General features: G+C 70.8%; 18 protein-coding genes. 6 read left to right on the forward strand and 12 right to left on the reverse strand.

The window, feature by feature from the left end; all coding sequences use genetic code 11:
- The coding region (locus tag IM632_RS07245) for a coproporphyrinogen III oxidase (RefSeq protein ID WP_296552178.1) at window positions 1–168 on the forward strand (168 nt) is incomplete at its 5' end.
- Here the strand turns inward: IM632_RS07245 and IM632_RS07250 are convergent.
- The 6 genes from IM632_RS07250 to IM632_RS07275 form a co-directional block, all read right to left on the reverse strand.
- Window positions 169–870, reverse strand: coding sequence for a gamma-glutamyl-gamma-aminobutyrate hydrolase family protein (locus IM632_RS07250; protein WP_296498802.1), 702 nt, complete (start codon window positions 868–870; stop codon window positions 169–171).
- Window positions 871–872: 2 nt separating this feature from the next.
- Window positions 873–2,138 (reverse strand): CCA tRNA nucleotidyltransferase, encoded by a 1,266-nt coding sequence (locus tag IM632_RS07255; protein ID WP_296483439.1) that lies wholly within the window; start codon window positions 2,136–2,138, stop codon window positions 873–875.
- Window positions 2,135–2,788: a CoA pyrophosphatase gene (locus IM632_RS07260; protein ID WP_296483441.1), complete on the reverse strand. Its 654-nt coding sequence runs from the start codon at window positions 2,786–2,788 to the stop codon at window positions 2,135–2,137. The genes IM632_RS07255 and IM632_RS07260 overlap by 4 nt, the downstream gene beginning before the upstream one ends.
- The gene (locus IM632_RS07265) at window positions 2,785–3,348 is read right to left on the reverse strand and encodes a DUF1285 domain-containing protein (RefSeq protein WP_296483444.1); all 564 of its coding nucleotides are present in this window, start codon (window positions 3,346–3,348) and stop codon (window positions 2,785–2,787) included. Before IM632_RS07265 ends, IM632_RS07260 begins: the two co-directional genes overlap by 4 nt.
- Window positions 3,349–3,397: 49 nt before the next feature.
- The gene (locus IM632_RS07270) at window positions 3,398–3,889 is read right to left on the reverse strand and encodes an N-acetyltransferase (protein WP_293532873.1); all 492 of its coding nucleotides are present in this window, start codon (window positions 3,887–3,889) and stop codon (window positions 3,398–3,400) included.
- A 64-nt stretch (window positions 3,890–3,953) separates the two neighbouring features.
- Window positions 3,954–4,229 (reverse strand): hypothetical protein, encoded by a 276-nt coding sequence (locus tag IM632_RS07275; RefSeq protein WP_293515545.1) that lies wholly within the window; start codon window positions 4,227–4,229, stop codon window positions 3,954–3,956.
- A gap of 85 nt (window positions 4,230–4,314) precedes the next feature.
- Between IM632_RS07275 and IM632_RS07280 the strand changes: the two genes are divergently transcribed.
- The 4 genes from IM632_RS07280 (at window position 4,315) to IM632_RS07295 (ending at window position 8,722) form a co-directional block, all read left to right on the forward strand.
- The gene (locus tag IM632_RS07280) at window positions 4,315–5,577 is read left to right on the forward strand and encodes an MFS transporter (protein WP_296483448.1); all 1,263 of its coding nucleotides are present in this window, start codon (window positions 4,315–4,317) and stop codon (window positions 5,575–5,577) included.
- Between the two features lie 36 nt (window positions 5,578–5,613).
- Window positions 5,614–6,558 carry an SDR family NAD(P)-dependent oxidoreductase gene (locus IM632_RS07285; RefSeq protein ID WP_296483450.1) on the forward strand — a complete coding sequence of 315 codons (945 nt, stop codon included), beginning with the start codon at window positions 5,614–5,616 and terminating at the stop codon, window positions 6,556–6,558.
- 104 nt (window positions 6,559–6,662) lie between these two features.
- Window positions 6,663–8,150, forward strand: a complete 1,488-nt coding sequence (locus IM632_RS07290) for an AlkA N-terminal domain-containing protein (protein WP_296498800.1) — start codon at window positions 6,663–6,665, stop codon at window positions 8,148–8,150.
- Complete coding sequence (locus IM632_RS07295; RefSeq protein WP_296483455.1) at window positions 8,147–8,722, forward strand: methylated-DNA--[protein]-cysteine S-methyltransferase; 576 nt, start codon at window positions 8,147–8,149, stop codon at window positions 8,720–8,722. The genes IM632_RS07290 and IM632_RS07295 overlap by 4 nt, the downstream gene beginning before the upstream one ends.
- Here IM632_RS07295 and IM632_RS07300 read toward each other — a convergent pair.
- Genes IM632_RS07300 through IM632_RS07310 form a run of 3 tightly spaced genes read right to left on the reverse strand, consistent with a single transcriptional unit; the run spans window position 8,653 to window position 10,824 of the window.
- Complete coding sequence (locus IM632_RS07300) at window positions 8,653–9,288, reverse strand: GNAT family protein (RefSeq protein ID WP_296483458.1); 636 nt, start codon at window positions 9,286–9,288, stop codon at window positions 8,653–8,655. The two genes, IM632_RS07295 and IM632_RS07300, sit on opposite strands and share 70 nt — an antisense overlap.
- Window positions 9,285–9,770 (reverse strand): GNAT family N-acetyltransferase, encoded by a 486-nt coding sequence (locus IM632_RS07305; protein ID WP_296483460.1) that lies wholly within the window; start codon window positions 9,768–9,770, stop codon window positions 9,285–9,287. The genes IM632_RS07300 and IM632_RS07305 overlap by 4 nt, the downstream gene beginning before the upstream one ends.
- A complete protein-coding gene (locus IM632_RS07310) occupies window positions 9,760–10,824 on the reverse strand; it encodes an MBL fold metallo-hydrolase (protein ID WP_296483463.1) in 1,065 nt (354 codons plus the stop codon). The genes IM632_RS07305 and IM632_RS07310 overlap by 11 nt, the downstream gene beginning before the upstream one ends.
- Window positions 10,825–11,008: 184 nt before the next feature.
- Here IM632_RS07310 and IM632_RS07315 point away from each other — a divergent pair, with 184 nt between their 5' ends.
- Window positions 11,009–12,334: a hypothetical protein gene (locus IM632_RS07315; protein ID WP_296483466.1), complete on the forward strand. Its 1,326-nt coding sequence runs from the start codon at window positions 11,009–11,011 to the stop codon at window positions 12,332–12,334.
- Between the two features lie 78 nt (window positions 12,335–12,412).
- Here the strand turns inward: IM632_RS07315 and IM632_RS07320 are convergent, their stop codons facing one another.
- From IM632_RS07320 to IM632_RS07330, 3 genes are read right to left on the reverse strand one after another with little or no spacing between them, the layout of a single operon-like run.
- Window positions 12,413–13,954 (reverse strand): acetolactate synthase large subunit, encoded by a 1,542-nt coding sequence (locus IM632_RS07320; RefSeq protein WP_296483469.1) that lies wholly within the window; start codon window positions 13,952–13,954, stop codon window positions 12,413–12,415.
- Between the two features lie 37 nt (window positions 13,955–13,991).
- Window positions 13,992–15,764, reverse strand: coding sequence for an AMP-binding protein (locus IM632_RS07325; protein WP_296483473.1), 1,773 nt, complete (start codon window positions 15,762–15,764; stop codon window positions 13,992–13,994).
- A gap of 54 nt (window positions 15,765–15,818) precedes the next feature.
- Entirely contained in the window at window positions 15,819–17,030 is a 1,212-nt protein-coding gene (locus IM632_RS07330) for an acyl-CoA dehydrogenase family protein (protein ID WP_296483474.1), read from the reverse strand.
- Between the last annotated feature and the right edge of the window lie 71 nt (window positions 17,031–17,101).

Below are 17,101 nucleotides of genomic sequence, written 5' to 3' on the forward strand. Positions count from 1 at the left end.
ATGCACGAGCCCTGGACCGAGGCTGACCGGCGCGAGCAGCTGATCCGCCGCGGACGCTATGTGGAGTTCAACCTGCTTTACGATCGCGGAACCATGTTCGGCCTGAAGACCGGCGGCAACATCGAGAGCATTCTGTCCTCCATGCCGCCCGAGGTCATCTGGCCCTGATCAGCCAGCGCCGGTCTCGATGAACCGCCTGAGCCGGCGACCGACCTCGAGCCGATCGCTTGGTCCCGCATAGCTGGCGGTCGCCGCGTCGGCCTGTTCGTCCGTGTAGCGGGTCCCCCGGCGGGCCTCGATCAAGGCCCGGGCGTAGGCGGGCTCGAACTCCGGGTGAAGCTGGATCGAGATCGCCCGGCGCTTCGGATAGTGCAGGGCGCCGAAGGGCGTGAAGTCGCTGGCGGCCACCACCCGGGCGTCCTGTGGAGGCTCCACCACCTGGTCCTGGTGGGAGGCGGCGACGGCGAGAGCCGGCAGGTCCGAGAGCCACCCGCCCGGCCGGGTCTCATAGCGATGAAGGCCGACGCCCCAGCCCTTGGGCGACTTGATCACCCGACCCCCGAAAGCCTCGGCCATGACCTGGTGTCCGAAGCAGACTCCCACCAGGGCCGTGCGACCCGAGGCGGCGGTCAGGAAGGCCTTCAACGGCGCAATCCAGGGGAGCGGATCGTAGACGCCGGCGGACGACCCGGTCACCAGACAAGCGTCGAAAGCGGAAGGATCGGCCGGCAGCCGCCCGGCTGTGACATCGAAGGTCTCGGCGGAGTCGCCCTCTCCAAGGAGCAGCCTGCGGAACATGGCGGGATAGTCGCCGTAGCGCCCGACAAGGTCATCCGGCGGCGCCCCGGTCTCCAGGATGGCCAGTCGCACCCTCAGGTCTCCAGCCCGCGCAGGATGGCCGCGAGGCGCTCGCGCAGGGCCGCAGCGTCATCCGGAAAGTCCTCGTCCATCCACCAGGCCTCGAGCTCGCGCAGGGCCTCGCCAACCAGGGGTCCTGGTCGGGCGCCGGCGGCCACGACATCCGCGCCGGACAGGCCGAGGGTGCGGGGGGTCCAGGCCTGCGCCAGCGCGATCTGCTCGCGCCAGTCCCGGGCGGCCGGGCTATGGGGCGCGCGGGACCAGGCCAGACGCAGGCGATCCAGCGTCACGGCCGCGCCCAGCAGGTGCATGACCCTTCTCTGCTCGCGCGGCGACGCCCAGCTGGCCAGCCGGGGCTCGCGGCCGGCTGCGGCGATCAGCCTGTCCCTCTGGGCCCCGGAGAGCCGCAGGCGCTCCGCCTCCCGGGCGACCTCCGCGGGCGTTTCCGGGAACAGCGCGCCCAATCGCAGAAGAGCGTCGGGGCCCGAGCCTTCCAACATCTCGACCTCGCACAGTCCTTCGAAGCGGGACAGGTCGCCGGCGTGCGGCAGGACGCGCGCAAGGACGCCCGTGGCCGCCATCAGCCGGACGGAGGGCCTCGGATCCGCAGCGTCCAGGAGGGACAGGAGCTCCTTCAGGACCCGCTCGGCGGGCAGGGAGGCCAGGCTGCCCGCCTGGCCGGCGCAGGCGGCCGCAGCGGCGGGGTCCGGCTCCCCGCGCCCGTAGCGGGCCAGGAAACGGAAATAGCGGAGGATGCGCAGATGGTCCTCGGCGATCCGGCGGTCAGCCTCGCCGACAAAGGCGATCCGGCCCTCCCGGGCCGCCGCCAGCCCCTGGCCGGTCGGATCGAAGACCCGGCCCCTGCGGTCGGCGTAGAGGGCGTTGAGGGTGAAGTCCCTCCGGGCGGCGTCCTCGGCCCAGTCGGAGGTGAAGGCCACGATCGCGCGGCGACCATCGGTCTGCACATCCCGCCTCAGGGTGGTGATTTCGAAGCCGCGCCCGCCGCTGACGGCGGTGATCGTGCCGTGGTCCAGCCCGGTCGGGACGGCCTTCAGACCGGCGGCATCGAGGGCGGCGACCACAGCCGGGGGCTCAAGGCGCGTCGCCAGATCGACGTCGGCAACGGCGCGGCCCATGACGGCGTTGCGAACGCAGCCGCCGACAAAGCGGACGCAGTCCGTCCCTCCGGCCGCCTCCAGGGCGTCGAGTACGGCGGCGGCGGCCGGATCCTCCAGCCAGGCTGCGCCCTCAAGCACGAAGTCCGGGCTCGGATCGCTCACGCCGGCGCCCCGAAGAGGCGGTGGGACAGGACCCTCAGCATCCCCGCCGTGGCCCCCCAGATGAAGCGGTCCTCATGGGTCATGGCGTAGAACCGGCGACTGCCGCCGTCCGGCAGCTGACGCTCATGGGTCTCGTGGTTGGCTCCGTCCATGAGGAAGGCGAAGGGCGTCTCGAAGATGTCGGCCACCTCGTCAGGATTGGGCTGAAGACTGAAACCATCCTCGATGAAGGCCACCACCGGGGTGACGAGGTATCCTGTCCCCGTCCGGTAGGGCGTGGAGAGCCCGACGGGTGACACGAAGCCAGGCGCCAGCCCCACCTCTTCCTCAGCCTCGCGGAGCGCCGTCCCCCAGGGCGTTTCATCCGCATCACAGCGCCCACCCGGGAAGGCGACCTGGCCGGCATGCCGGCGCAGGGTGTCGAGCCGCGTGGTGAGAAGGACCGAAAACCCGTGCGACCGCTCGATCAGTCCCACCAGGACGGCGGCGGGGGTCAGACTTTCCAGAGGCGGGAAGTACGGGTCAGGCTCGAAGTCGAAGTCCGAGCTGATCTCGTCCAGGGTCCTGTCGGCCAGGGGGTCCAGACGCTCGGCCAGGCGCGCCTCCAGCAAGGGCCGGGCGCCAGGGGCCGCCAGCTGATGAGGGCTCACGCCGCGCCGTCCCCGGAGGCGCCCAGATCGAAGGCCGCGCCGCCTGACCGGATCTCCAGCCGCCCCGCCGCCTCGTCGGCCATCTCCACCAGTTCGTAAAAGACGGGCCGGGCGACCAGCGCCTCCAGTCCGCGCCGCACGTGCAGGTAGGGCCTTGGCTCGCCGGTGTTCGGGTCGGTCTCCACCCGCAGGGCGTTGTCCGGGCCGGCGCGAACCTCGTCGCCGACATTGGTCTGGAAGACCAGGTCCTCGCCGTCCCGATCGACGCGGACCGCGATGAACGGGGCGTCCTCCACCGTGATCTTCATCTTCTCCACCGGCGTGACCAGGTGGAAGCCGTCCGGATCCTTCCTCAGGACGGTGGAGAACAGGCGCACAAGCGCCTCGCGGCCGATCGGCGTTCCCTCATGGAACCACTGTCCATTGCGCTTGATGACGATGTCGATGTCGCCGCAGTGGGCGGGGTTCCACAGGTGTACAGGAGGCAGGCCGCGCCCCGGCGCCTGCCGCGCGGCTGCGGCCACGCCGTCCAGGCCGGAAGTGTGCTGAGTCTCGGACATGTCACAAAGGTAGGCCCGCACGCCCTCAGGCTCAACCTCGGGGCCGTCCTCAGGGGCGGACCGGTCCCGCGAGCGGTCCGGCCGCGCCCCGGGCGAGGACTCGCTTCGGATCCACAGGGCCCGGGAGCCTCACGCCCGCCGTGGGCGGGACGGCGTAGCCGAAGCGCTCGAAGAAGGGCGGATCCCCCACCAGGAGGATGGGGCCCTCCCCCAGGGCGTCGGCGGCGGCGCCGGCGTGCGCCACCAGCCGGCCGCCCAGGCCGTCCAACCGCCGGCCGGTGTGCACCGCGAGAGGGCCAAGAAAGAGGGCCGGGATTGCGCCGATGTGGATGTCCCAAAGTCGGACCAGGCCGACGATTTCTCCCCCCGCCTCTGCGCAGAAGGACAAATCCGGGCGAAACCGGGCGAACTCGCGCACCCGCTCCGAGACCTTCACGAAGCGCCCCGGACCAAAGGCGTGGTCCAGCAGGGCCTGAATCCCCGCAGCGTCTGCAGGCGTTTCAGGGCGGATCACCGTTTCGGTTTCGTGGATGTCCGCCAAGATTCCCCCCCAGGCGCGAGGGCCGGGCGTTTAGGGCCGCAGGTCGATCGCGTCAACTCCGCGATCAGAGCCAGTTGCGCGGCCAGGCCTCTCCCAGGGGACGCACCTCCCCCGCCAGCAGCCCCTTCCGGCGCATGGCGATATCGGTCAGGGACGAGAGGGCCTGAACAGGCTCGATCCCCCCGCGCGGCCCAGAGGCCAGAGGCGCCTCCGTTGCGGCGGCGTCCACCGCCTTCCACTCCGCCTGGCCCTGGTCGGCGAAACCCACGGCGAAGAACAGCCGGCGGGGCTCCAGCCCGTCGGCAGGCTCCGTCAGGACCGCAATCAACCATCCAGGCATCCAGAACTCCTCAAGGGCGTGCGCGGGGGTGCAGGTCCGGGCCCAAGTTGCCGTGCGCCGGGCTTCAGGCCAAGCTGCCGTGACAATGAGCGAGTCCGAAACCTCCAGCGACGTCGACGCCGCCACCCTCAGGGCCCTGATGGGCCGACCCGACTACCTGCGTTTCTGGCTCTCCCGGGTGGCCGCGACCCTGGGCGTCCAGATCCAGAGCGTGGCCCTGGGCTGGCAGGTCTACGCCGTGGCGCGGGAGACCATGAACGTCGCCCAATCGGCTTTCTTTGTCGGGATGATCGGCCTGGCCGCCTTCATCCCGGTCTTCCTCCTCGCACTGCCCGCCGGCGAGGCGGCGGACCGTTACGATCGCAAGACGATCCTGCGTCTCTGCTACGCTGCGGAGATCACCACCGCCCTGGTCCTGGTGGCCGCCTCCGTCTTCGGCTTCGCCAGTCTGACGCTGCTCCTGGTGCTGTCGGCGGCCTTCGGAGCCAGCCGGGCCTTCATGGGGCCAGCCGGGACAGCTTTGGGGCCCATGCTCGTGCCCAGATCCCTCCTGCCCCGCGCCATCGCCCTGAACTCGCTTGCCTGGCAGGGGGCATCCATCATCGGGCCCGCCATCGGAGGCTTGCTGGTCGCCCTGTCCCCCGCCGCCTCCTACGCCGGCGCCGCCGGCCTCTATCTCTTCGCCCTGGCCTGTATTGCGGGCATCCGCGGAAACACCCGACCCGAGGTCAATCCCGGCTCCCGCTGGGCCCTAATGAAGGAGGGGCTGGCCTATGTCTGGACCAACAAGATCGTCTTCGGCGCCATCTCTCTGGACCTCGTGGCCGTCCTGCTCGGCGGGGCGACCGCCCTCCTCCCCGTCTTCGCCCGCGACGTCCTGCATGTGGGGCCCGAGGGTTTCGGCCTCCTTAGGGCCAGCCCCGCTATCGGGGCCACACTGGTGGCGATCTACCTCGCCCGCAATCCGATCCGCCGCCGGGCGGGACCGGTCATGTTCGCCGGGGTCGCCGTCTTCGGCCTGGCCACCATCGTCTTCGGTCTTTCGACCTCCCTGCCCCTCTCAGTCCTGGCTCTGGCCGTGCTGGGCGGGGCGGACATGCTGAGCGTCTTCGTCCGCCAGACCCTGGTCCAGATCGTCACGCCGGACGCCATGCGCGGCCGGGTGGCGGCGGTCTCTTCCCTCTTCATCGGGGCGTCCAACGAGTTGGGGGAATTCGAGAGCGGTGTCGTCGCCCGATTCCTGGGCCCGGTCGGCGCGGCGGTCTCCGGCGGGGTCGGCGCCGTCCTGGCGACCGGCCTTTGGGCCCGGCTCTTTCCTGACTTGCGCAAGGCCGACCGCCTCGAATAACTGGCGGCTCGATCATTTTCATCGGGAGGCATTTCAATGGGCGCACTTGACGGGAAGGTGGTTCTGGTCACCGGGGGCGGCAACGGCATTGGCCGCGACTGCGCGCTCATCGCGGCCCAGGAGGGCGCGAAGGTCGTGGTCAACGACCTGGGCGGCGGCCTGAAGGGTGGCGACGAAGGCGACGCTGGCCCCGCCGAGGCGGTGGCCCGGGAAATCCGCGCCGCGGGCGGCGAGGCGGTCTCCAACTCAGAGAGCGTCACCAACTACAAATCCGTGCAGGGCATGGTCGAGCAGGCCCTGGATAGCTTTGGCGGCCTGCATGCGGTGATCAATCCCGCCGGCATCCTGCGCGACGTCATGTTCCACAAGATGAGCGAGGACGACTGGGACAGGGTCATCGACGTCCACATGCGTGGCTCGTTCAATGTCGCCCGGGCCACCATCGAGCTGTTCCGCGAGCAGAACGACGGCGCCTACATGTTCTTCACCTCGACCTCGGGACTGTTCGGCAACATCGGCCAGGCCAACTACGGCGCGGCCAAGATGGGCATCGCCGGTCTGTCGCGGATCATCGCCATGGAGGGCGCCCGCAACAATGTGCGCTCCAACTGCCTGGCGCCCGTGGCCTGGACCCGCATGACCCAGTCCGTGCCGGTCAAGGACGAGGCCGCCGCGGCCCGCCGCGCCGTGATGGCCGAGAAGATCCGCGCCGACCAGCCGGCCCGTTTCTCCGTCGCCATGGTGGCCCCGGCCGCGGCGCACGTGTCAGGCCAGATCTTCGGCGCCTCGGGCGAGAACATCATCCTGTACTCCCAGCCCCGTCCGATCGAGACGGTGACCAAGGAAGAGGGCTGGACCGTCCAGACCATCCTCGACGAGGCCGTGCCGAAGATGGCGCCCAAGTTCTTCGACCTGAACCGCGGCCCCCTGCCGGGTGGCAACAACGCCCAGCAGCCGGCGGCCGCCAAGCCCGCGTCCTGAGACCCGCTCCCCGGCCAGGCCCTGACCTGGCCGGGGACGCCGACCGCGGAATCGGCGTCCGAAAACCGCCAGACATTCGCCTCGGAAAAGACCATGCTGAGGCCATGGACCTGGATCCCGCCGCCAGTTTTCGCGCCTTCGCCACCCGGGACCTCCGCCTCGACGGGCAATTGTTCGGAGGCGTCGTCACGACCGGAATCTACTGCCGGCCGGTCTGTCCGGCCCGGAAGCCCCGGCCGGAGAATGTGCGGTTCTTCCGTTCGGCGGCGGCGGCGCAGCTTGCCGGATTCCGGCCGTGCCTGAGATGCCGCCCGGAAGCCGCGCCGGAGCTCGGCGCCTGGAACGGGACCGCCAACACGGTCTCGCGCGCCCTCGCCCTGATCGACCTCGGGGCCCTGGACAACGGCGACATGCAGGACCTGGCGGGGCGTCTGGGCGTGGGAGAGCGACATCTCAGACGCCTGTTCCAGGAGCACCTGGGAGCCTCCCCGGTCGCGGTGGCCCAGACCCGGCGGCTGCATATGGCCCGCCGACTGATCCGGGAGACCGGACTCTCCATGTCAGAGGTCGCCCTCGCCTCCGGCTTCGGGAGCCTGCGGCGCTACAACGAGGCCTTCCGGGCCGCCTGTGGCCGGACGCCTTCCAGCCTGCGCCGCCGCCCCGGCGCAGAGGCGGGCCTGTCCGATGGCGTTACCCTGCGACTTGCCTACCGACCGCCCTACGACTGGCCCCGGATGCTGGACTTCTTCGCTCAACGGCAGGTGGAGGGGGTCGAGCGGATCGACGGCCAGGCCTATGTGCGGACCCTGGCGGTCGCAGGCGCCGCCGGCGTGGTCCGGGTCGAGCCCGGGCGGGGCGACACCCTGTCCGCCAGTCTCTGGTTTCCGGACCTCCGCGTCCTTCCCCGGGTCCTGGCCCAGATTCGCAGGGCTTTCGACCTTGCCCTGGACCCTGAGCCCGTGCGGGCGCACCTCGGCGAGGATCCTGAACTTGGCCCCCTGGTCACCCGGCATCCCGGTCTTCGGGCGCCCGGCGCCTGGGATGGCTTCGAGACAGCGGTCAGGGCCATCCTTGGCCAGCAGGTGACGGTTGTCGCCGCGCGGGGTCTGGCCAGCCGGCTGGCGGCCGACCATGGCGCCCACATCGACACCGAGTCCGCTCGCCGGTTCGGCCTGGACCGGCTGTTTCCCGGACCGGAACGCCTCGCCAGCATCGACCCGGAGTCCCTGCCCATGCCTCGGGCCCGCGGCAGGGCCCTGGCGGCCATCGCCCGCCTGGCGAGGGAGGACGCCCAACTGTTCGCTCCGGGCCAGGATCTGGAAGACGCCGTCGACAGGCTCTCGGCCCTCCCCGGCGTGGGCGCCTGGACCGCCCAGTACATCGCCATGCGCGCCCTTCGCGAGCCGGACGCCTTCCCGCATTCGGACCTGGCCCTCCTGAGGGCGGCTGCAGACCCGGAAGGTCACAGGCCTACCCCCGAAGCCCTGCTGGCGCGGGCTGAGGCTTGGCGTCCCTGGCGGGCCTATGCCGCCGCCCATCTCTGGGCGAAGGACGCCGACGCCGCATCCCACCGCAAAGGACCCGCCGAATGAAGATCGACGCGCCGCCGCCCCGCCGATTGACGGTCTCGGAGGTCTCCTCACCCCTTGGCCGGATCGAGGTGATCCTCGACGAGGCGGGGATCCTCCGAGGCCTGGACTTCGGCTCGGGCCTGCCCCGCATCCGCCAGCGCATGGCGCGACTATATCCTGGACCTTCCCTGGAGACGGGTGCGGCGCCGCCTCGCGTGTCCGAGGCCCTGGGCGGATATTTCGAGGGCGATCCGGACGCCCTGGCCCGGCTCGACTGCGCCACGGCGGGGACCCGCTTCCAGGAGCAGGTCTGGACGGCCCTGTGCGACATCCCCCGGGGCGCGACCCGAAGCTATCTCGACATCGCCATCCAGGTCGGCGCGCCCCGGGCCGTTCGGGCGGTGGGCCTGGCGAATGGAGGCAACCCCGTGGCCCTGCTGATCCCCTGCCACCGGGTGGTCGGCCGGTCCGGCGCCCTGACGGGTTATGCGGGAGGGCTGGACCGCAAGGCCTGGCTACTGGCTCACGAAGGGGCGTCTTCAGGGCCGGAGACGCGGGCCCGCCGCCAGTCCTCCAAGGTCATCTCCCAGTAGCGGGAGCGGCGGACCGTCCCGTCGGGCCGGCGGCTGTCGCGCTCGCCCATGGAACGGAAGCCGGCGGCCTCGATCACCCGGGCTGAGCGAACATTGTCGAGGGCCGCCGTCAGGCCGATCAGCCGCACGCCCAGCACCTCGAACATCCAGCCGAAGGACCGGGCGGCGCCCGCCGTCCCCTGCCCCCGGTTCTGCCGATCGGCCCGGGTCGCGCCGGCGAGCTCAGCCGAGGACCGGTCCGGCCAGATGCTGAAGCGGGAATAGCCGGCGACCTCGCCCTCCTCGTCGAGGGACAGGATCAGAACCGCCTCACCCCGCGCCTGGTCCGCAGCCGTCGCTTCGATCCAGGTCCGCACGCTGTCCTCGGTGATGGGCCGGGGAAGATCGTAGATGGGGTCGGAAACGCGGGGGTCGGCCAGCATCCGCGCGAGGGAAGCCGCGTGGGCGGGGTTGGCGATGACCCGGTCCGGGCCGAGGCTCGCAGGATCGACTTCACGGACGCGCCGGCGGATGTCCGCCTCTTCCGCCGGGCTCGCCCGAAGCACGGTGACGGGGGGATCGCTCATGTCGCCAGCGCCTCCAGGGCGGCGCCGGTCAGGCGCCGGGTCGTCCAGTCGTCCATCGCCAGGGCCCCGAGCCGGTCGTAGAAGCCGATGGCGGGAGCGTTCCAGTCCAGCACCGACCATTCCAGCCGGGCAAGGTCCTCGTCCTGACAGCGCCTGGCCAGGCCCCTCAGCAGGGCGAGGCCCGCCCCGGCCCCCCGGTGCTCCGGCCGGACAAAAAGATCCTCCAGCCAGATGCCATGGCGCCCCCGGAAGGTAGAGTAGTTGTAGAACCAGAGGGCGAAGCCGACCGGCGCGCCGTCGATCTCGGCCAGGTCGCAGAAGACCCTGGGGGAGGACCCGAACAGGTCGCGGGCCAGGTCCCCGGGCGCAGCGTCCACCTCATGCGCCAGGCGCTCGTAATCCGCCAGGTCCAGGATGAACCCATGGATCGTCGCCAGGTCGTCCGGTCCGGCGGGCCGGACCCGGACCGCTTCAGACGGCACGGTACCAGTCCACCCCGGCCTCGTCCTGGCTGCGGACGGCCAGGCCCCGGGTCATCAGGCAGTTGAGGTGGGCAAGGCTCTCGCCGGTGGCCATGCCCAGGGTCCAGCGGTCGATCTTGCGCCGAAAGAGGATGTGGAAGGTGTCGATGGCCCGCTTGGGCTCTTCCAGCAGCTTGTGCAGCCGGGTCAGGCTGCGCTCGTGGCCGCCGATCAGGTGGTCGATCCGGGCGTGCAGGCCATGGAAGGGCTCGTTGTGGGCCGGCAGGACCAGGACGTCGTCCGGCACGATCCCGCGGATCCGCGCCAGGGAGGTCAGCCAGTCGGTCAGGGGGTCGCCGGCCGGTTCCGTGGGGAAGACCGAGACATTGGAGGTGATCTTGGGCAGGACCTGGTCACCGCTGATCATCAGCTTCAGGTCCGGGCACCACAGACAGGCGTGCTCTGGCGAGTGGCCGGAGCCCACGACCACCTTCCAGTCATGGTCGCCAATCCGGACGATATCGCCGTCGGACAGGCGCTGGAAGCTGTCGGGCAGGGCGTGCAGGTTCTTGCCGAAGCCGCCGAAGCGCGCCCGGTAGTCTTCCAGGGCCTCCTCGTCCCAGCCGGCGGCGCGATAGAAGGTCAGGGCGTCCTCGGGCGCCTCCCGGCCCGTGTCGGCCGAAAGGGACCGGCACATCAGGAACTCCAGCCGGGTGATCCAGAGGCGGCAGCCGAACTTGCGCGTCATCCAGCCGGACATGCCGATGTGGTCGGGGTGCATATGGGTCACGAAGACCCGGGTGACCGGCAGGCCCTCCAGGGGTCCAGCCAGGGCCTTGCGCCAGGACTCCCGGGTCGCCTGTCCCCCCAGACCGGTGTCGACGATCGCCCAGCCGCCCGCCTCGCGGATCGCCCAGACATTGATCCAGGCCAGCGACCCGCCCAGGGGCATTCGCAGCCACTTCACCCCGGGAGCAATATCCACCGCCTCGCCCTGGTCCGGTCCACCCGGGAAGGGATAGGTGATCTTCGCCTTGTGGGCCTCGAGGACCGGATCTTCAAAACCATCACGCATGACCAGACTCCTTGGACCGACAGTTTCGGCCCTTGGCGCGCCGGGATCAAATCCAAATGCCCCGCAGGCGTGGGAATGGCCCCGGGCGGCCTTTGCCGCCACTTCAGGGCTCAAGGCGACTTGCCGTCGCAGGCGGCTAGGGATTAAGAGCCCAAGGAGCAATTCTCCCGGAGGGAACCCCAAGATGAAACGCGTCGCAATCGGCCTGGCCACCGCGGCCCTGGCCCTGGCCCTGGGAACGGTCGCAGCCGTCTCGGCCTCCAAGAAGGAAGAGGCCGCCCTGGCCGCCGCGCGCACCCAGGGCATGGCTGAGGCGCCCGCGGTCGCCCAGGCGGCCGGGATCACCTGCCAGGTTACGGACGCCCGCATGGTCGGCAAGACGAGGGATCCGAAGACCAAGGTGGAGACCAGCTTCTACGAGATCGACTGCGACCGGGGCGTCGGCTTCGTCCTGCAGGCCCCCTCGGGCGGGGTGAAGCCCACCGCCTTCAGCTGCATCGAGGCCAACTCGCCCCAGCCGGACGGTAAGCCGCCGTCCCTGCCCTGCAAGCTGCCGGGCAACGCCAATCCCCTGGCCGATCTCGCGCCCCTGCTGACCAAGGCCGGCCTGACCTGCACGCCGGATGCCGCCCGCGGCATCGGCCAGACCTCCAAGAACACCTTCCTGGAAGTCTCCTGCCAGGGGGGTTCGGGCTACGTCCTCCAGGTCGATGCGCCGGCCAATCCGGACGGTACGGCGGTGGCCAACGATTGCCTGGTCTTCGACGCCAGCGACGGCAACATCAAGTGCACCCTGCATGACGCCGCCTACCGTCTCGCCGTGGTCGATCGCTATGCGGTGGCGGCCAACAACGGCTGCGTCGTGAAGGACCGCCGGTATATCGGCATGTCCCAGGCCGGATCGATCTATTATGAAGCCGCCTGCCAGGACGGAAAGGGTTACATCTACAAGGTCGACAAGGGCCAACTGTCCCAGACCACCTCCTGCGAGAAGGCCATGGCCCTGCTCGGCGGCTGCACCCTCACGGACGCCAAGGAGGCGCAGACCGCCCAGGCCGGCCTCTATTCGAACTTGTCCAAGAAGGCCGGCTTCGACTGCCAGGTCTCCAAGTATGCGCCCTTCCCCTCGCCTCCCGGCAAGGACGTGGTTGAGCTGGCCTGCGGCAACCGGCCGGACGGCGCCGTCGGCGTCTTCACCACCAAGGCCGAGACCACCCAGGTGGTCGACTGCGCCCGCGCGCCGATCGTCGGCTATCGCTGCTCGTTCTCCAAGCCGGAGGCGTCCTTCAAGGCGGTGACGGCGGACCTGAGGAAGATGGGCAAGAACGAGTGCGAGGTGTCCGCCGTGCGCGTCATGGGCAAGACCGCCTCGGGCACCACCTACCTCGAGACCGCCTGCGCGGATGGCCTGAAGGGCTACATCCTCGAATACAGGAGCGAGCCGCTGACGCCGGTCAACGCGGTGGGCTGCGCCTTCTCCAAGGATTGCGCCCTGCCCGGCAACAAGTAGGCCCAGCTCACCCCGGAACGACGAGGGCCCGCTGGAGCGATCCGGCGGGCCCTTTTCGTTGCGCCCCGGGGTCGGGGATCAGATCGCCGCCTCGATGAAGCGCGGGCCGCGCTGTGACATGGCGCTGGCGAAGGCGGCCTCGAAGGCCTCGCCCGTCTCGCAGCGGACCGCCTCGACGCCCAGGCCGCGGGCCAGGGACACCCAGTCGATGTTGGGATCGCCCAGGTCCAGCAGCTTGCGCGCCGAGGGCCCGGCCTGGCCAGCCCCGGTGCGGCTCATCTCGATGTTGAGGATGCGGTAGCTGTGGTTGGCGAAGACCACCACGGTGACGTCCAGCTTCTCCCGCGCCATCGTCCACAGGCTCTGCACGGTGTACATGGCCGAGCCGTCGCCGTTCAGGGACACCACCTTGCGGTCGGGCGCGGCCACGGCGGCGCCGATGGCCATGGGGCCGCCAATGCCGATGGCGCCGCCGGTCAGGGCCAGGACCTCGTGCGGGACCGTGGTCATGCAGGGGACCGCGATTCCTCCCCCCGAGGTGACGGCGTCGTCGCAGACTATGGCGCCCTCCGGCAGATGACGGGCTACGGCCACGCCGCAGGCCTGAGGCGTCAGGGGCCCGGAGGCCGGGCTGGCCGGGCGCTTCAACGGCTGGGACGGGCCGGCGGCGGGAGCTCCGAGAGCGTCCGCCAGGGCCTTCAGGGCGGCGATGGAATCCGTCGCCCGGTCCGCAAGCGACAGGGTGGCGCAGCCTTCGGGCACCAGCACGCTGGGCCGGCCGGGATAGGCGAAGAAGGCCACCGGCTGGGTGGTGCCGGCGAAGACCATCAGGTCCGTCCCGGCAAGCTCCTCCAGCGCGGCCTCGCCGAAATACTGCATCCGCGCCGGGGCGAAGACGCCGGCGCCCCGCGGCTGGCGGGCCACGAAGGTGTCGGCCATGACGCGGACGCCGGCCGCCTGCAGCCGCGCGGCCTGGACCAGGCCCTCGGCCAGGCAGGCCCGGCCGCCGATCAGCACCACCGGGGCGGAGGCGGCGCGGATCGCGCGGGCCGCGGCGTCGACGGCCGCGCCGTCCGGGGCGCGGGGCTGCGGCCGGCTGGCGGGCGCAAAGGTGGTGGTGGTTTCCGTCCAGGCCGCATCCGCCGGCAGGATCAGGCTGACGGGCCCGGCGGGCGGGCCATGGCTGGCGCTGATGGCTTCAGCGGTGACGGCGGCCACCTCGTCCGGGGTGTCGGCTGACTTCACCCAGATCGAGTTGGCCGCGACGATGGCGGGAATGTCCGAGTTCAACGGGGCGTCATACTGGCGGTGATAGGTGGCGTGGTCGCCCACCACGTTGACGATGGGGGTGTAGGCCCGACGGGCGTTGTGCAGGTTGGCCAGGCCGTTGCCATAGCCGGGGCCCAGGTGCAGCAGGGTGCAGGCTGGCGTCCCCGTCATTCGCCCGTAGCCATCGGCGGCCCCCGTGGCCACGCCCTCGAACAGGCAGAGGACCGGGCGCATGGCCGGCTGGCCGTCCAGGGCGCTGACGAACTGCATCTCGCTGGTGCCGGGGTTGGCGAAGCAGGCGGTCACGCCGTTCTCCACCAGGGTGCGCATCAGGGCGTCGGCGCCGTTCATGTGGTCTGGGCCTCCCCGCCCGTGCTGGCCTGTCACGTCAGGCCGTCTCGAAAACCATGACGCCGGAATCCGGCGCGCTCGCGAACATCCGTCCGATGAAGGCCGCCCGCAAGGCCCGCGCCACCGGTTGGGCGATGTAGCCCTTGTCGGTGATCTCACCGGCATTGGCGTCCGGGCCATCGGGCAGGACCAGGGCGCGGGAGACCCGGCCCGCACCGCCGCCGCCCCGGGCGTTGTGCGCCGAGACCGCCGACCGGACGGCGGCCTCCACCGCCTCAGTCGCGTATCCGGGACGCGGATAGAACAGCAGGCCCACCCCCGCCTCGCCCTCGCCGCAGACAATGGCGTCGGTCACCGCGTCGCCCACGGCGCCGATCACCGCGATCCGCAGCTCACCCACGTTCACGAAGGTGCCGCTGGCCAGCTTGAAGTTCTCAGACAGGCGCCCGTCAAAGGCCAGGCCCTTGCGGATATCTTCGGGATCCACCAGCCGCGCCGCGTCGCCCAGGCGGTAGAAGCCCTCCTCGTCGAAGCTGGCGGCGGACAGTTCGGGCTGGCCCAGATAGCCCGGCGTGACCTGCGGCCCCTTCACCCGGAACTCCAGCTTGCCGGCCATGGGCGCCAGCTTCACCGTCGTGCCCGGCAGGGGCAGGCCCATCATGCCCATGCGGGTGTTGGGCCAGTGGACATTGGCCGCCGTCGGCCCGGTCTCGGTGGCGCCATAGCCCGAGGAAAAGCTGATCCGCTCGCTCACCGTGCGCACGGCGACGGCCTGAATCCGGTCGCAGATCTCCTGGCCCAGATTGGCGCCGCCATACTGCAGGAGGCGCACGCGGGAGAAGAAGTTCCGGGCCAGGACAGGGTCCGCCTCCAGTTCGCCGGCGAACATCATCCAGCCCGCCGGCACCATGTTGTGATAGGTCGGCGCCACCTCGCGCAGGTTGCGCACCGTGTCCCCGAAGCGGCCCTCCACCGGCTGGCCGGCGTCGATGTAGAGGGTCCCGCCCCGGTGCAGGACCATGTGCAGGATGGCGTTGGCGCCCAGGCTGTGGCTCCAGGGGGCGGCGTTGACCACCACCGGCGGGTCGGGGTCAGCGAAGCAGGCGGCCACCTGGGCGGCGTTGGCGGCCATGCGCGCCTGCAGGTTGATCACCGCCTTGGGCCTCCCGGTGGAGCCGGAGGTCAGCAGGTACTTGGCGTGGTCCTCGGGCTTGGCGGAGGGGGCCGCGGCGGCGGCGCGCTCCAGGTCCGCCAGGGGGATATCCCCGGGCCGGGCGTTGCGTCCGGCGATCACTGGCAGGCCGGCCAGAAAGGGCGCCGCCAGGGCCTCGCCGAACAGGGCCGCGTCCTCGGTGTAGATGGCCGAGGGGTTCAGGGTCTCCACCGCCTGGGCGAGGCGCGAGAGGTTGGCGCCCGGCAGTCCGTACTGGGGCGAGACCGGCGCGACCGGCATGTCCTGGCTCATGGCCGCATACTTGATCAGGGCGTGGTCGATCCCGTTCCGGGCCAGGATCAGCAGGGGCTGGGGCCCGCCGATCCCGTGGGCCCTGAGACCTCCGGCCAGAGCAGCGACGCGCCCGGCGGCCTCCCCGTAGCGGACCTCGCGCCAGCCCCCGCCGGACCGCTCGGCCAGCCAGGTCCGGGCGGGCGCCCTCTCGGCCCAATGCATAAGAGGACCGGCCACCGTCGGGAAGGGCCCGTCGAGCGGCGTCGGGTTGAACAGGATCCGGGTCCCGTCGGGCCGCTCCTCCACCTCAAGGCGGGCGGGCGCATAGCGGGGGTCGCGGATCGGAGCCTGGGCGATGTCCATGGCCCCCTCGATGGACGGACCCGCCGCCGGGTGCAAGCGAAAGCCGACGCCGGATCAGGCCGACTGCGTCGTGTCCGGCAGGCCGAGGATGCGCTTGGAGATGATGTTGTTCTGCACCTCCACCGAGCCGCCGTAGATCGACATGGCCCGGCCCGAAAGCCAGCTGCGCACCGCCTCGATCTCGGCGGACGAGAAGGCCTCGCCCTCCCAGCCCAGGCCCTGGTGGCCCATGATCTCCAGCACCATTTCCTGACGGATCTGAGCCACGTTGGTGGCCGAGTTCTTGAGCACCGAGGCGGCGTTGGTGGCCCCCGAGGCGCCCTTGGCCTCGGCCGCGGCCCGGGCGAGGGTCAGGCTGTGGACCCGGGCGTCCATGATGTGGCGGATCATCCGGGTGCGCAGGTCGCTGTCCGCGATCCGGCCCTTTCCGTCCTCGCCCACATACTTGCGGGCGATGTCCTCGAGTGGGGTCGCCCGGCCGCCCATGGACACGCCCGTCTGGCTGGCGCGCTCGTGCTGCAGCAGGCGCTTGCCCACCGACCAGCCCTCGTTGAGCTTGCCCAACAAGGCGTCCTTGGGCGCCACGGCGTCGGTGAAGAAGGTCTCGCAGAAGGGCGAGGCGCCGGCGATGAGCTTGATCGGCCGGGTCTCGATGGCCGGCTGGCGCATGTTGATCAGCAGGAAGCTGATGCCGTCATGCTTCTTCACGGTGGGGTCGGTGCGGACCAGCGCGCCGCACCAGTCCGAGTACTGAGCGCCGGAGGTCCAGATCTTCTGGCCGTTGATCAGCCAGTGGTCGCCCTTGTCCTCGCAGCGGGTCTGCAGGGAGGCCAGGTCAGAGCCCGCGTTGGGCTCGGAATAGCCGACGCACCAGCGCACATCGCCCCGCACGATGGGCGGGATGTGAGTCTTCTTCTGCTCTTCAGTGCCGTAGTCCAGGATGGTCGGCCCGATCATGGTGATGCCCATGCCGAAGACCATCGGGTTGTAGGCGCCGATGCGCGCCATCTCCTGGGCCAGGACGCGACCCTGCTGAGGCGAGAGCCCGCCGCCGCCGTACTCCGCCGGCCAGGTGGGGGCGCCCCAGCGCTTGTCGGCCATGCGCTCCTTCCAGAGCTTCATGTCGCCCTCGGGGCCGGGACCCTCCATCGAGGCGAGGGCCGCGCCGGCCTGACCCTTCAGGGACTCGGGGAAATTCGCTTCAAGCCAGCTGCGGGCTTCCTTCCGGAAGGCCTCGAGTTCAACGTCGCCGCCGAAATCCGCCATGGTCCTGTCTCCGTCGGCGCCGGGAATACGGCGCGAATTTGGGCCAAGATTACCGCGCCGGCCCGAGGGGG

The sequence above is a fragment of the Phenylobacterium sp. genome, from assembly GCF_020402505.1.
Classification (GTDB): Bacteria; Pseudomonadota; Alphaproteobacteria; order Caulobacterales; family Caulobacteraceae; genus Phenylobacterium.

Bases quoted from the DNA above. Each gene is read 5' to 3' on its own strand.
- IM632_RS07330 (WP_296483474.1), bottom strand. From the start codon at position 17,030: ATGGCGGATTTCGGCGGCGACGTTGAACTCGAGGCCTTCCGGAAGGAA.
- IM632_RS07280 (WP_296483448.1), top strand. From the start codon at position 4,315: ATGAGCGAGTCCGAAACCTCCAGCGACGTCGACGCCGCCACCCTCAGG.
- IM632_RS07315 (WP_296483466.1), top strand. From the start codon at position 11,009: ATGAAACGCGTCGCAATCGGCCTGGCCACCGCGGCCCTGGCCCTGGCC.
- IM632_RS07310 (WP_296483463.1), bottom strand. From the start codon at position 10,824: ATGCGTGATGGTTTTGAAGATCCGGTCCTCGAGGCCCACAAGGCGAAG.
- IM632_RS07275 (WP_293515545.1), bottom strand. From the start codon at position 4,229: ATGCCTGGATGGTTGATTGCGGTCCTGACGGAGCCTGCCGACGGGCTG.
- IM632_RS07290 (WP_296498800.1), top strand. From the start codon at position 6,663: ATGGACCTGGATCCCGCCGCCAGTTTTCGCGCCTTCGCCACCCGGGAC.
- IM632_RS07295 (WP_296483455.1), top strand. From the start codon at position 8,147: ATGAAGATCGACGCGCCGCCGCCCCGCCGATTGACGGTCTCGGAGGTC.
- IM632_RS07300 (WP_296483458.1), bottom strand. From the start codon at position 9,288: ATGAGCGATCCCCCCGTCACCGTGCTTCGGGCGAGCCCGGCGGAAGAG.
- IM632_RS07265 (WP_296483444.1), bottom strand. From the start codon at position 3,348: ATGTCCGAGACTCAGCACACTTCCGGCCTGGACGGCGTGGCCGCAGCC.
- IM632_RS07320 (WP_296483469.1), bottom strand. From the start codon at position 13,954: ATGAACGGCGCCGACGCCCTGATGCGCACCCTGGTGGAGAACGGCGTG.
- IM632_RS07285 (WP_296483450.1), top strand. From the start codon at position 5,614: ATGGGCGCACTTGACGGGAAGGTGGTTCTGGTCACCGGGGGCGGCAAC.
- IM632_RS07325 (WP_296483473.1), bottom strand. From the start codon at position 15,764: ATGGACATCGCCCAGGCTCCGATCCGCGACCCCCGCTATGCGCCCGCC.